Source organism: Archangium lansingense (assembly GCF_026626635.1).
GTDB lineage: Bacteria > Myxococcota > Myxococcia > Myxococcales > Myxococcaceae > Archangium > Archangium lansingense.
Map to the genome: position 1 here is coordinate 809276 of NZ_JAPNKA010000001.1, position 14555 is coordinate 823830.

The following is a 14555-nucleotide window of genomic DNA, read 5'->3' on the forward strand; positions in this document are numbered from 1 at the left end:
ACTCCCAGGACTCCCTGTCTGCTCCCCGGCCAGGAGGGGTCGATATTCCGTCCTGGCTGTAGAACAGGGGCAAAAATGCTGGTGTCGCCTTTCAACCTACATGAACGGTGGATCTACGCTTTTCGACAGGTGACACATTCGTCACTTGGGAAGCCCTCCCGTGGTGACTGGACGTTCCGGCGAGGGCGCCGGGGCACTCCCCAGGCCTCCAGGGGAGCTCCCACCGCGCTGTCGTAAGAGGGAGCCCCCCCACGTGAGAAGGTTGGTTGCCACGCTGTCCGGGCTGGCACTGGTGTTGTCTGGAACCGGTGCCGCTGCTCGGAAGTTGCCGAACTACGATGCATTGCAGGACGCGAAGCCCGCGGGTCGAGTCTCCGCTGGCTTCAAGTCCGTCGATAACCCGGGTGTGCGCGTCGCCCATCAGGACGAGCGGACCCATTCACCCACGTTCATCTGGGTCAACAAAGTTGGAGGCCAGACGAAGCTGGCCGCGAAGTACGCGCGGATGGCGCCCGAGCAGGCCGCTCAGGTGCAGCTCGCGGACCACGCCCCCCTCTATGGTTTGAGCTCCTTCGAGTCGGCGGGCGCGCGGGTGGTCTCCGTCAGCCAGGGCTCCCGCGGGACCAAGGTGGTGACGATCGGCCAGGAGGCCGCGGGGCTGGAGGTCTTCCGGCAGTCCCTCAAGCTGCTGCTGAACCGCAACAACGAGGTGGTGGCCATCTCCGGCACCCTCTCCAAGCACGTCTCCTCGGACGTGCCCGCCGCGCGCGTGCGCTTCCAGGTGCCCGCCGCCGACGCCGTCTCCATTGCCTACAAGGACCTGACCGGGCATGCGCTGGACGGGAGCCTGCTCTCGCAGCTGAACACGAAGCAGCAGGACGGCGGCCAGTACACGCACTACTCGCTGGCCTCCTACGCGCGCCCGCTGGAGCAGGACCTGGTCATCCCGGCCCGCGTGAAGCAGGTGCTCTACTCGCTGCCCAACGCGCTGGTGCCCGCGTACTACGTGGAGCTCAACACGGGCAGCCCGGAGAGCAAGGAGTCGGACTACTACGCCTATGTCGTGTCCGCGGTCGATGGCCGGCTGCTGATGCGCAACAACCTGACGGCGGACGCGGACTACAGCTACCGCGTCTTCGCGGACCCCACGCCGCCGTACACCCCGCATGACGGCCCCGCGGGCAACAACGCCACGCCACACCCCACGGCAGTGGTGGAAGACGCCTACCGCCCGCCGTTCGTGGCCCCCGCCCTGGTCACCCTGCAGAACGCCCCCTTCAGCCAGAACGATCCCTGGCTGCCGGACGGCGCCACGGTGACGACCGGTAACAACGTGGACGCGTACGCGGACCTCGTCGCGCCGGACAACTACCAGGCTGGTGACCTCCGCCCCACCATCACCGCGCCGGGCGTGTTCGACCGGACCATGCTGTTCGACATCCAGCCGAACGCCAACGCGGAGCAGATCGCCGCGGCCACCACCAGCCTGTTCTTCGTGAACAACTGGCTGCACGACTGGTACTACGACTCGGGCTTCGACGAGGCCTCCGGCAACGCGCAGAGCAACAACTTCGGCCGCGGCGGCCTGGGCAACGACGCCATCCGCGCGCAGGCGCAGGACTACGGTGGCACCAACAACGCCAACATGCAGACGCCGGCGGACGGTGCGTCCCCGATCATGCAGATGTACCTCTTCTCCGGTCCGCGCAACTCGCGCCTGACGGTCAACGCGCCCGCTCCGGTCGCGGGTGACTACCGGGCGGGTATCGCCGCGGCCTTCGGTCCGCAGACCTTCGACATCTCCGGCGACGTGGTGCTGGGCCTGGACGACAGCAACGCCACGGGCCCCTCCACCGGCGATGCGTGCACCCCGCTGACGAACGCGGCGGAAGTGGCCGGGAAGATCGCCTTCGTGGACCGTGGCTCGTGCAACTTCACCGCGAAGATGCAGAACGTGCAGGCCGCGGGCGCCATCGGCGTCATCGTCGCGGACAACCTGCCCGGCTATCTCACGGACCTGGGCGGCACCGTGGATGGCATCACCATCCCCGCGCTGCGCCTCACGCTGGATGACGCCAACAGGCTGCGCGGCAGCATTCCCGGGCTCAACGTGCGGATGTTCCGCGGGCTGACCACCAACGTGGACGGCACGGTGGACAACGTCATCGTGGCGCACGAGTGGGGCCACTACATCAGCAACCGCCTCATCGGGAACTCGAACGGTCTGGCCAACAACCAGGGCCGCTCCATGGGCGAGGGCTGGGGTGACTTCACCGCGCTGCTGATGGTGACGCGCCCGGAGGACATCAACGTCCCCTCCAACGCGAACTGGACGGGTGCCTACGGCGCGGCTGAGTACGCGACGCGTGGCATCTCCCCGGACTCCGCGTTCTTCGGCATCCGCCGGGTGACGTACTCGGCGGACATGAGCAAGAACGCCCTGACGTTCCACCACATCCAGGACGGCGTGGCGCTGCCCAACACGGCGCCCATTGCCCCGGGCGGCCTCAACTCCGAGGTGCACAACTCGGGCGAGGTGTGGGCCACCATGCTGTGGGAGTGCTACGTGGCGCTCCTGCGTGCGCATCCGTTCCAGGAGGCGCAGGACCGCATGAAGAGCTACCTGGTGAACGGGTACAAGCTGACGCCCGTGCTACCGACCTTCCTCGAGGCGCGTGACGCGGTGCTCGCGGCGGCCTATGCCAACGACCCGGCCGACGGCCTGCGCCTCTGGGCGGCCTTCGCCAGGCGCGGTGCGGGCGTGGGCGCGGTAGCCCCGGACCGCTACTCCATCGACCACGCTGGTGTGGTGGAGAGCTTCGCGCTGGGCACGAACGTGGAGTTCGTCAATTCCTCCTTCGCCGACTCCGCGACCACTCCGGGCGACTCGGACGGCATCCTCGACAACGGGGAGACGGGCGAAGTGCGAATCACCGTGCGGAACAACGGCTCCGAGCCGGCCCGCGGCACCAGCGTCACCGTCTTCTCGTCCACTCCGGGGGTGACGGTGGGCAACCGCGGCTCGGTCGTGTTCCCGGAGATTCCGATTGGCGGTATGGCCACGGCGTCCGTGCCCGTGTCGCTCAATGGCGCGTCGACGGCACAGCGGGTCGACTTCAACTTCGCCCTGCGTGACGACGGTCAGGCCGTTCCGGGCGACAAGACGGACTCGCTGGCCTTCAAGGCGAACTACGACGAGTTGCCCGCCGCCACCGCCACGGAGAGCGTGGAGGCCAGGGTGCTGCCGTGGGGCAACGACTTCGATCCCGCGCTGACGCCGGGCGGCTTCGGCATCGTCGAGTTCGCCGACCTCAACCGGACCTTCTATGGCCCGAACTTTGGGGCCCCGTCGGACATCCGCCTCATCACCCCGCCGCTCAATGTGAGCGCCACCAACCCGCTCGTCCTCTCCTTCCGTCATGCCTATGACTTCGAGGCGGACGTCACCGGTGCGTACGACGGCGCCGTCATCGAGCTCTCCAACGATGGAGGAGCGACGTGGGTGGACATCGGTGCTCCCCTGTACAACGGCAGGCTCGTCACCTACAGCGGCAACTTCAACCCGCTGAAGGGCCGCAACGCCATCGTGGGCTCCAGCGCGAACTTCCCCGAGTTCGTGTTCGCGACGCTGAACCTGGGGACGACCTACGCGGGCCAGACGGTGCAGATCCGCTTCCGGATTGGCTCGGACAACGCCGCCGCCTTCACGGGCTGGGTGCTGGACGACCTGTCCTTCTCCGGTATCACCAACACCCCGTTCACGAAGATCTGCGATGACAGTGGGATCTGCGTGAACACCCCCCCGACGGTGTCGGCCGGCCCGGACATGACGGCCAACGAGCGGATGACGGTGTCCCTCAACGGTAGCGCCGTCGACATGGATGGCGACGCGCTCACCTATGCCTGGGCGCAGGTGTCCGGCCCGGTGGTGACGCTCTCCGGAGACAATACGCTCACTCCGTCCTTCACCGCCCCCGACGTGAGCATCGCCAGCAACGTGGTGCTGCGGCTGAGCGTCAGCGACGGCACCTCCACGGTCTCCGACACCGTGAGCGTGAACGTGAGGAACGCCAACCGCGTGCCCACCGTGAACGCGGGCGTGGATGGCTCCGCCGACGAGCGCACCACCTACACGCTGTCCGGCTCCGCGAGCGACGCGGATGGCGACACGCTGAGCTACCTCTGGACGCAGGTGTCCGGTACGCCCGTGGCGCTGCGCGACTACGACAAGGCGACCGCTACCTTCGTCACGCCGGAGATCGCGTTCGACGAGATGCTCACCTTCACGCTGACGGTGAGCGATGGCAATGAGAGCATCAGCGACACGGTGGACGTGGTGGTCCGCCAGGTCAACCGCGCGCCGATGGTGACGGCTTCGTCCGTGACGGTGGACGAGCGCAGCACCGCTACCCTCCAGGCCACGGCCTCGGATGCGGACGGTGACTCGCTGACCTACGCCTGGACGCAGCTGTCCGGCACGCCGGTGGTGCTCTCGGGCGCCAACACGGCGACGGCCACCTTCTCCGCGGGCGAGGTGAGCGCCGACAGCGTGCTCACCTTCCGCGTGACGGTGAGCGACGGCCAGGCCTCGGCCTCCCACGACGTGGTGGTGGACGTGCGCAACGTCAACGTCGCGCCCACGGTGAACGCGGGCCTCGACGGCACCGTCAACGAGCGCGCCAGCTACACGCTGAGCGGCTCGGCGAGCGACGCGGATGGCGACACCCTCAGCTACTCCTGGGTGCAGGTGTCCGGTACCCCGGTGGGGCTGTCCGGTGCCAACTCGGCCTCGGCCACCTTCACCGCGCCGGAGACGGCTTCCGGTGAGACGCTCACCTTCGTCCTCACGGTGAGCGACGGCAAGGCGAGCGCCAGCGACACGGTGAACGTGGTGGTCAACAACGTGAACCGCGCCCCGGTGGTGACGGCGTCCTCCGTGACGGTGGACGAGCGCAGCACGGCCACGCTCCAGGCCACGGGCTCGGATGTGGACGGCGATGCGCTGACCTACGCCTGGACGCAGCTGTCCGGCACGCCGGTGGTGCTCTCGGGCGCCAACACGGCCACGGCCAGCTTCTCCACGGGCGAGGTGAGCGCCGACAGCATGCTCACCTTCCGCGTGACGGTGAGCGATGGTCAGGCCACCGCCAGCCACGACGTGACGGTGACGGTGCGTCAGGTCAACGCCGCGCCCACGGTGAACGCGGGTGTGGACGGCTCCGTCAACGAGCGCACCAGCTACACGCTGAGCGGCTCCGCGAGCGACGCCGACGGCGACACGCTCAGCTACTCCTGGGTGCAGGTGTCTGGCACTCCGGTGGCGCTGTCGGGTGCCAACTCGGCCTCGGCCACCTTCACCGCGCCGGAGACGGCTTCCGGTGAGACGCTCTCCTTCACCCTGACGGTGAGCGACGGCAAGCTGTCGGCCAGCGACACGGTGAACGTGGTGGTCAACAACGTGAACCGTGCTCCGGTGGTGACGGCTTCGTCCGTGACGGTGGACGAGCGCAGCACCGCCACCCTCCAGGCCGCGGGCTCGGATGCGGACGGTGACTCGCTGACCTACGCCTGGACGCAGCTCACGGGGACGCCGGTCACGCTCTCGGGCGCTGACACGGCGACGGCCACCTTCTCCACGGGCGAGGTGAGCGCCGACGAAGTGCTCACCTTCCGCGTGACGGTGAGCGATGGCCAGGCCACGGCCTCCCACGACGTGGTGGTGGACGTGCGCAACGTCAACGTCGCGCCCACGGTGAACGCGGGCCTCGACGGCACTGTCGATGAGCGTGGCTTCTACATGCTGTCCGGCTCGGCGAGCGACGCGGATGGCGACACGCTCAGCTACACCTGGGTGCAGGTGTCCGGCACTCCGGTGGCGCTGTCGGGTGCCACCTCGTCCTTTGCCTTCTTCGACGCGCCGGAGACGGTCTCCGGTGAGACGCTCACCTTCATGCTGACGGTGAGCGACGGCAAGGCGAGCGCCAGCGACACGGTGGACGTGGTGGTCAACAACGTGAACCTTGCCCCGGTGGTGGTGGCTCCGGACCTGTGGGTGAGCGAGCGGAGCACCGCGACCCTCGATGCCTTTGGTGTCGACCCGGACGGCGATCCGCTGACCTACACCTGGACGCAGCTCACGGGCACGCCGGTGGTGCTCTCGGGTGCGGACACGGCGATTGCCACCTTCTCGACGGGCGAGGTGAGCGCCGACACCGTGCTCACCTTCCGTGTGACGGTGAGCGATGGTCACCTCTCCGCCAGCCAGGACGTGTCGGTGCTGGTGCGTCAGGTCAACGTCGCGCCCACGGTGAACGCGGGCCTGGATGGTTCCGTCAACGAGCGCACCAGCTACACGCTGGCTGGCTCGGCGAGCGACGCGGATGGCGACACGCTCAGCTACGCCTGGGTGCAGGTGTCCGGCACTCCGGTGGCGCTGGCGGGTGCCAACACGGCGCAGGCCACCTTCACCGCGCCGGAGACGGCCTCCGGTGAGACGCTCACCTTCGTCCTCACGGTGAGCGACGGCAAGGCGAGCGCCAGCGACACGGTGAACGTGGTGGTCAACAACGTGAACCGTGCTCCGGTGGTGATGGCGTCCTCGGTGACGGTGGACGAGCGCAGCACCGCTACGCTCCATGCCACGGCCTCGGATGCGGACGGAGATGGGCTGACCTACGCCTGGACGCAGCAGTCTGGCACGCCGGTGGTGCTCTCGGGTGCGGACACGGCGACGGTCACCTTCTCCACGGGCGAGGTGAACGCCGACAGCGTGTTCACCTTCCGCGTGATGGTGTTCGACGGCCATGTCTCCGCCAGCCAGGACGTGACGGTGACGGTGCGCAACATCAACGCGGCCCCGACGGTGGACGCGGGCCAGGATGGCTCCGTCAACGAGCGCGCCAGCTACACGCTGGCTGGCTCCGCGAGCGACGTGGACGGCGATGCCCTCAGCTACCTCTGGGTGCAGGTGTCCGGCACCCCGGTGGGGCTGTCGGGTGCCAACACGGCGCAGGCCACCTTCATCGCGCCGGAGACGGCCTCCAGTGAGACGCTTACCTTCACCCTGACGGTGAGCGACGGCAAGCTGACGGCCAATGACACGGTGAACGTGGTGGTCAACAACGTGAACCGTGCGCCGGTGGTGACGGCTTCGCCCGTGACGGTGGACGAGCGCAGCACCGCTACGCTCCATGCCACGGCCTCGGACCCCGAGGGGGATGCGCTGACCTACGCCTGGACGCAGGTGTCCGGCACTCCGGTCACGCTCTCGGGTGCTGACAGCGCGACGGCCACCTTCGCGACCGGTGAGGTGACTGCGGACCGCACGTACAGCTTCCGCGTGTCGGTGAGCGATGGCCAGGCCACGACCACCCGCGATGTGGTGGTGACCGTGCGCAACATCAACCCCGGACCCGTGGCCAACGCGGGCTCCGCGGTCTCCGTGGTGGCCCGTGCCGCGGCCAGCCTCGATGGCAGCGCGAGCGCCGGTACTGGCACCCTGACGTACCAGTGGACGCAGGTGGGCGGCCCGTGGGTGACGCTGGTGGGGGCTGATACCGCCACGCCGTCCTTCACTGCGCCGGACGTGAAGACGGCCACCGAGCTCGTCTTCAGCCTGGTGGTGAGCGATGGCACGCACACCAGCGTGCCCTCCACGGTGACTGTCACCGTCTCGCCCGCCGACAACACGGCCCCGGTGGCCAAGGCCCGCATCATCCTCTCTGGCAGCCAGGCGTCGATGACCCTCGACGGCTCGGCCTCTAGCGACGCGGATGGTGAGGCGCTCACCTATAAGTGGGAGCAGACGGCTGGCGCGGCCATGCAGCTCGACAACGCCACCCAGGCGGTGCTGAGCGTGGACGTGCCCGCGAGCGGCACCTACAGCTTCCGCCTCACCGTGACGGATGCACGCGGTGTCTCTCACAGCACCACGGTGGAGGCCACGGCCACGCTGTCCACGTCCACGCCGGACGAGGGCGGCTGCTCCGCCACGGGTTCCGGCGCGCCGGCCAGCGTGCTCGGTCTGGCGCTCCTCGGCCTGCTGCGCCGCCGCCGCTGGCTGAACTGAGCCAGGGCTGCCCTCCTCCTTCTCTTCAGGAGGGGGAAGGCGGTGGCGTCTGATTCGTTGTGTTCCGGCGGCCGGTTCCCCGACACCAGGGGGCCGGCCGCCGGTCTTTTTCGGGCCCTTGGCTCACGCGGCACCGAGAAGAAGCCACTTCCCCGGGTTCGGCTTCTGGGTCAGCACCAGAAGGAGTACGCCGACCATGTTCGCGAGGCGAAGCGCCCCGAGACGCGTCATTCCCGCGCCTCGAAGTCGGTGGCGATGCTCACCGAGGGCAAGCGCCTCAAGGGCTGAGTTTCACCCTCGGGCACCAGGCTTCCCGGGGCCTTCCGCCGTCTTCGCCACGCGGACCACCAGCTCGCGCATGAAGCGGATGGCTTCGTCGTCCTCGACTGTGCTCCGCCAGAGCAGCTCCATGGGCGCGCCCCCCAGGGGCAGCGGCACCGCGGCCGTGCGGAGGTTCGGACGCAGCGAGATGATCTCCCGTGCGACCACGGCGGGCACCGTGGCGAGCAGGGCGCTGCCCTCCACGAGGGCCCCGATGCTGTGGAACGTTGGCACCGACACCCGCACGCGCCGCTGGACGCCGTGCATGTCCTCGACGATGCCGCGCAGGTCTCCGTTGTACGAGACGATGACGTGCTCGTGCGCCAGGTAGCGCTCCAGCGTCAGCTGTTTCCCCGGCCGGGCGTGCCGCGGATCAAAGAGACACACGAATCCCCCGGTGTACAGCGTGAGGCGCCGTGTGTCGGCCGGCAGCTCGTCCGCCACCGTCACCGCGAGGTCAACCGCCGAGGAGCTCAGGGCCTCGGCGATGGTGCGGAACTGGACCGGCACCACGATGAGCCTCATCCGCGGTGCCTCCTCGGCGAGCAGCCGGAGGAGCGGCGGGAGGAGCCACGTCTCGTTTGCGTCCGAGAGGCCGAGCCGCACGGTCCGCTCGTTCGTCTTCGTGTCGAACGCCGCCGGAGAGACGGCCGCCTCGACGAGTGCCTGGAGGTGTGGTTTCGCTGAAGCGAACAGGCGCTGCCCGCGTGTCGTGAGTGCGAGCCCGCGTCCTGCTCGCACGAAGAGCGGCGCTCCCACCGCCGAGGTGAGGCGCCTCAGCGCCGCGCTCACCGCGGGCTGCGTGAGATAGAGCCGGCTCGCGGCCTCCGTCACGCTGCCCGCCTCCGCCACCACGACGAAGACGCGGAGCAGGTTGAGGTCGAGATCCTTCTCATAGATGCTGTGCATGATTTGGATACATCCTATTCATTGGATTTCAGCGTGTCGATTCATAGTCTTTGCGCAGAAGGAGAGACGAACGATGAGCACGCACGACTCGAACAAGACGCAGCGCACGGTGAAGCTTGGCTCCACGGGCCCCGAGGTGTTTCCGCTGGGTCTCGGCTGCATGGGAATGTCTGGCATGTACGGCGCGACCGATGACGCCGAGAGCATCCGGACCATCCAGACCGCCATCGATCGCGGCGTCACGCTGATCGACACGGGCGATTTCTACGGGATGGGCCACAACGAGCTGCTCGTGGGGCGTGCTCTCGTGGGCCGCAGGGAGAAGGTTCAGGTCTCCGTGAAGTTCGGTGCCCTCCGCGGGCCGGATGGGAGCTGGGGCGGCGTGGATACGCGTCCCGCCGCGGTGAAGAACTTCGTGGCCTATAGCCTGAAGCGGCTGGGCGTGGACGTCATCGACATCTACCGTCCCGCTCGGCTGGACCCCGCTGTCCCCATCGAGGACACCATTGGCGCCATCGCGGACCTCGTGAAGGCGGGTTATGTGCGCCACATCGGGCTCTCCGAGGTTGGCGTCGAGACCATCCGCCGCGCCCACCGCGTCCACCCCATTGTCGATCTGCAGATTGAATACTCGCTCGCCAGCCGCGGCCCCGAGGCGGAGATCTTCCCCGTGCTCCAGGAGCTCGGCATCAGCGCGACGCTCTACGGTGTCTTCTCTCGCGGCCTCCTCACTGGCAGCAAGCCCAAGGGCCCGGGAGACTTCCGTGCGTATCTTCCCCGCTTCACCGGCGCGAACCGGGAGAAGAACGAGGACGTCGTGGCCCACCTCCAGCGCTTCGCCAGTGAGCACGGCATGACTCCCGGGCAGCTCGCGATTGCTTGGGTGAGCGCGCGCCAGCCTGGGTTCGTTCCCGTGGTCGGGGCGAAGACCGTCGCGCAGCTCGAGGACTCCCTCGGCGCTCTGGCTCGCACGTTGTCGAAGGATGAGCTCGCGGCCATTGATGCGCTTGGGACCATCTCCGGCGAGCGGTACGGCGCGGAGCAGATGAAGCACCTGGATAGCGAACGCCACGCGCACCCGTAACGCGTGGCGTTGTTCCCGAGCGCGAACTCCCAGCGGGCTCGGGGCCATACACGGAGTCAAATCCGGGGTCCTCGATACCCTCACCCTGTCCCTCTCCCGAGGGGAGAGGGGAAATTGGGGGGGGAATTGGGCGGGGGTTGGCCTGGGGGTTGGCCGGATTGACTCACTTGTCAAAAAGCTCGTCCCGTCGTCTGCTCCCGGTCCGCAAGGAGACTGAATGGGCAACGAGCTTCGTTTCGACGGGAAGGTCGCCATCGTCACCGGTGCCGGCAATGGACTGGGCCGCTCTCACGCGCTGCTGCTCGCGAGCCGTGGTGCGAAGGTGGTCATCAATGACCTCGGCGGTTCCAGCACCGGCGGTGGTCGCGCCTCCGAAGCCGCTGACAAGGTGGTCGCTGAAATCAAGGCCGCCGGCGGCGAGGCCGTCGCCAACTACGACTCCGTCGAGGACGGCACGAAGATCGTCCAGACCGCGCTCGACACCTGGAAGCGCCTGGACATCGTCATCAACAACGCTGGCATCCTCCGCGACACCAGCTTCCAGAAGATGACCGAGCAGGACTGGGAGCTCATCTACCGCGTCCACCTGCTCGGCGCCTTCCGCGTCACCCAGGCAGCCTGGCCCCACCTGCGTGACCAGGGTTACGGCCGCCTCCTCTTCACCGCCTCCGCCGCCGGCATCTACGGTAACTTCGGGCAGGCCAACTACAGCATGGCCAAGCTCGGCCTCGTGGGCTTCGCCAACACGCTCGCCATCGAGGGCCGCAAGAAGAACATCCTCGTCAACGCCATCGCTCCCATCGCCGGCAGCCGCATGACCGAGACCGTCCTTCCCAAGGAGGTCGTCGATGCGCTCCGGCCCGAGTACGTCAGCCCGCTCGCCGCCTGGCTCTGCCATGAGGAGTGCCAGGAGACCGGCTCCCTCTTCGAGGTCGGCGGCGGCTTCATGGCCAAGCTGCGCTGGGAGCGCACCCGCGGCAAGGTGTTCAAGCTCGGTCGCGCCATCACCCCCGAGGCTGTCCAGAAGTCGTGGGAGTCCATCACCGACTTCACCGAGGCCACCCACCCTACCGACGTGGCTGCCGGCATGCAGCCGGTGATGGACAACCTCACCTCCCAGAGCAAGGGCGGCAACGAGTTCATCGACGTCGACGCCGCGCTCGGCTACCAGTTCCCCGAGACCACCTCGTCCTATGACGAGCGCGACCTCTCGCTCTACGCGCTGGGCGTGGGCGCCGCGCAGGATCCGCTCGACACCAAGGAGCTTCAGTACGTCTACGAGCTTCATGGCGAGGGCTTCCGTCCGCTGCCCACCTACGGCGTCATTCCCGCCCTCAACTCCGTCCTGAAGATGTCCGCCGAGGGCAAGCAGGCCCCGGGTCTCAACTACGGCCTGGATCGCGTCCTCCACGGCGAGCAGTACACCGAGCTGCTGCGCCCGCTGCCGCCGAAGGCGTCTCTGCGCCACAAGGGCCGCATCAAGGACATCTTCGACAAGGGCAAGAACGCGCTCGTCGTCACCGAGGTGACCAGCTACGACGCGCAGACGGGCGAGCCGCTCGTGCGCAATGAGATCACCACCTTCGTTCGTGGCGCAGGCGGTTGGGGTGGCGAGCGCGGGCCGGTCACGGACATTCCGCCCCCGGAGCGTGCGCCCGACGCCGTCATCACCGAGAAGACGCACGAGAACCAGGCGCTCCTCTACCGGCTGTCTGGAGACTGGAACCCGCTGCACGCCGACCCCGAGTTCGCCCGCAACTTCGGCTTCCAGAAGCCCATCCTCCACGGCCTGTGCACCTTCGGCTACGTGGGCCGCCACGTCATCAAGGCCTTCGCCAACGGCGACCCGCGTCTCTTCAAGAGCATCCGCGTGCGCTTCGCCGACACCGTGCTGCCCGGTGAGACGCTCCGCACCGAGATGTGGAAGGACGGAGAGCGCGTCATCATCCGCTGCAAGGTCGTCGAGCGCGACAAGGTCGTCATCAGCAACGCCGCGGTGGAGCTCCACAAGGAGGTTCCCTCGGCCCAGGCGAAGCCCGCTGCCTCCGCGCAAGCGAGCGCTCCTGCCGCGGCCGGTGGAGGCTCCGCCAGCGCCCGCGTCTTCGAGGCCATCCGCGCCTACGTGGCCCAGCACCCCGAGCTCGTCGCCAAGGTGGCCAACGTCTACCTCTTCAAGCTCACCCAGCCGGACAGCACCTGGACGTTGGATCTCAAGAATGGCGCCGGAGCGGTGCAGCAGGGCGCGCAGGGCAAGGCGGACTGCTCGCTGGAGCTGACCGACGCGGACTTCCTCGCCATGACCTCCGGCAAGGCCGATCCGCAGAAGCTCTACTTCGGCGGCAAGCTGAAGATCACCGGCAACGTGATGGCCTCGCAGAAGCTCGGCTTCCTCGGGAAGGTGGGCTCCGCTGGCGAGGGCTCGGCCCCCGCGAAGGCGTCCGCGGCTCCAGCCTCGGGTAACGAGGGCAGCGGAAGCTCCCACGTCGGCAACGGCCGCGCTTCGGCCCTCTTCACGGCGCTCCAGGAGCGGCTGGCGCAGAAGCCCGAGCTGGCCCGCGAGCTGGGCGCCGTCATCCAGTTCCACATCACCGACCCCGAGGGCTTCTGGGTGGTGGATGGCAAGGGCACTCCGAGTGTGCGCGACGGGAAGGCCGACAAGGCGGACCTGGCGCTCCGTCTCTCGGACGAGGACCTGGCGGCCCTGGTGCAGGACCCGCAGGCCGTGCAGCGGCTCTACCAGCACGGCAAGCTGCGGGTGGACGGAGATATCCGGCTCGCCTCGCGCCTGGGCTTCCTCAAGCAGCTCATCTGACAATCACCAACCCATACGAAAAGGACGCGCAACCATGGGACGTCGAGTCAATGTCATCGGAGTGGGGATGGTGAAGTTCGCCAAGCCGGGCGCCAGCGAGGAGTACGACGTGATGGCGTCCAAGGCGGCCCAGGCGGCCATCAAGGACGCGGGCATCAGCTATGGCGACATCCAGCAGGCCTACACGGGTTATGTCTTTGGTGACAGCACCTGCGGCCAGCGCGCCGTCTACTCGGTGGGCCTCACCGGTATCCCCGTCATCAACGTGAACAACAACTGCTCCACCGGCTCCACCGCGCTCTACCTCGCGCGCCAGGCCGTCGAGGGCGGCATGGCCGAGTGCGTCCTCGCGCTCGGCTTCGAGAAGATGGAGAAGGGCGCGCTCGCCTCCAAGTTCGACGACCGCGCCAATCCGCTTGAGCGCCACGTGGACACCATGAACCGCGCCCAGGGCATGAACCAGTCGCCCTTCGCCGCGCAGATGTTCGGCGGTGCCGGCCGCGAGTACCGCTGGAAGTACGGCACCAGGCGCGAGACCTTCGCCAAGATCTCGGAGAAGGCTCGCAAGCACGCCAGCAAGAACCCCTTTGCACTCTTTACCCAGACGCTCTCGGTGGAGGAGATCCTTGCCTCGGACGAGGTGTTTGATCCGCTCACCCGCTTCCAGTGCTGCCCGCCCACGTGCGGCGCTGCCGCGGCCATCGTCTGCTCGGATGAGTTCGCCCGGAAGCTGGGACACTCCAACCCCGTGTACATCGCCGCTCAGTCGATGACTACGGACATGCCCTCCAGCTTTGGCGACAGCATGATCAAGATGGTTGGCTTCGACATGGCCGCCCTCGCCGCGAAGCAGGTGTATGAGAAGTCCGGCCTTGGCCCCGAGGACGTGGACGTCGTCGAACTGCACGACTGCTTCACCGCCAACGAGCTCCTCACCTACGAGGCGCTCGCCCTGTGCAAGGAGGGCGAGGCGGAGAAGTTCATCTGGGATGGCGACAACACCTACGGCGGGAAGTTCGTCACCAACCCCTCGGGCGGGCTGCTGTCCAAGGGCCACCCGCTGGGGGCCACGGGCCTCGCGCAGTGCACCGAGCTCGTCTGGCAGCTCCGGGGTCAGGCCGAGCAGCGTCAGGTCCAGGACGCCCGCGTCGCCCTGCAGCACAACCTGGGCCTCGGCGGCGCGTGCGTGGTGACGATGTACCGCCGCGACTGAGCGGACTGGTGAGCACTCGATGTCCTCCCTGTTCCCTGGGAGGGGAGTGCTCCGGGTGTCCCGTGTCACAAATGGCCTGCTCCCCTCTCTACCCGTCTTGGACGACAGATATTGAGAGGGAGAGTGGCTATGGCGGATACCTTTACCG

At 67.9% G+C, this 14555-nt stretch carries 6 protein-coding genes; 5 read left to right on the plus strand and 1 reads right to left on the minus strand.

Annotated features, from left to right (window positions below):
* The first annotated feature begins 253 nt into the window (after nt 1-253).
* Nucleotides 254-8068 carry a myxosortase-dependent M36 family metallopeptidase gene (locus tag OV287_RS03250; protein WP_308809543.1) on the plus strand — a complete coding sequence of 2605 codons (7815 nt, stop codon included), beginning with the start codon at nt 254-256 and terminating at the stop codon, nt 8066-8068.
* 42 nt (nt 8069-8110) lie between these two features.
* On the plus strand, nt 8111-8356 hold the full coding sequence (locus OV287_RS03260; protein ID WP_267532495.1) for a YdeI/OmpD-associated family protein: 246 nt from the start codon (nt 8111-8113) through the stop codon (nt 8354-8356).
* 3 nt (nt 8357-8359) lie between these two features.
* Here OV287_RS03260 and OV287_RS03265 read toward each other — a convergent pair whose 3' ends face one another.
* Nucleotides 8360-9298: a LysR family transcriptional regulator gene (locus OV287_RS03265; RefSeq protein ID WP_267532496.1), complete on the minus strand. Its 939-nt coding sequence runs from the start codon at nt 9296-9298 to the stop codon at nt 8360-8362.
* 73 nt (nt 9299-9371) lie between these two features.
* On the opposite strand from OV287_RS03265, the gene OV287_RS03270 reads away from it, so the two are divergent.
* The 3 genes from OV287_RS03270 (at nt 9372) to OV287_RS03280 (ending at nt 14407) form a co-directional block, all read left to right on the plus strand.
* Nucleotides 9372-10382: an aldo/keto reductase gene (locus OV287_RS03270; RefSeq protein WP_267532497.1), complete on the plus strand. Its 1011-nt coding sequence runs from the start codon at nt 9372-9374 to the stop codon at nt 10380-10382.
* A gap of 217 nt (nt 10383-10599) precedes the next feature.
* Complete coding sequence (locus OV287_RS03275) at nt 10600-13194, plus strand: peroxisomal multifunctional enzyme type 2 (protein ID WP_267532498.1); 2595 nt, start codon at nt 10600-10602, stop codon at nt 13192-13194.
* A gap of 34 nt (nt 13195-13228) precedes the next feature.
* Nucleotides 13229-14407, plus strand: a complete 1179-nt coding sequence (locus OV287_RS03280; RefSeq protein ID WP_267532499.1) for a lipid-transfer protein — start codon at nt 13229-13231, stop codon at nt 14405-14407.
* Nucleotides 14408-14555: the final 148 nt, after the last annotated feature.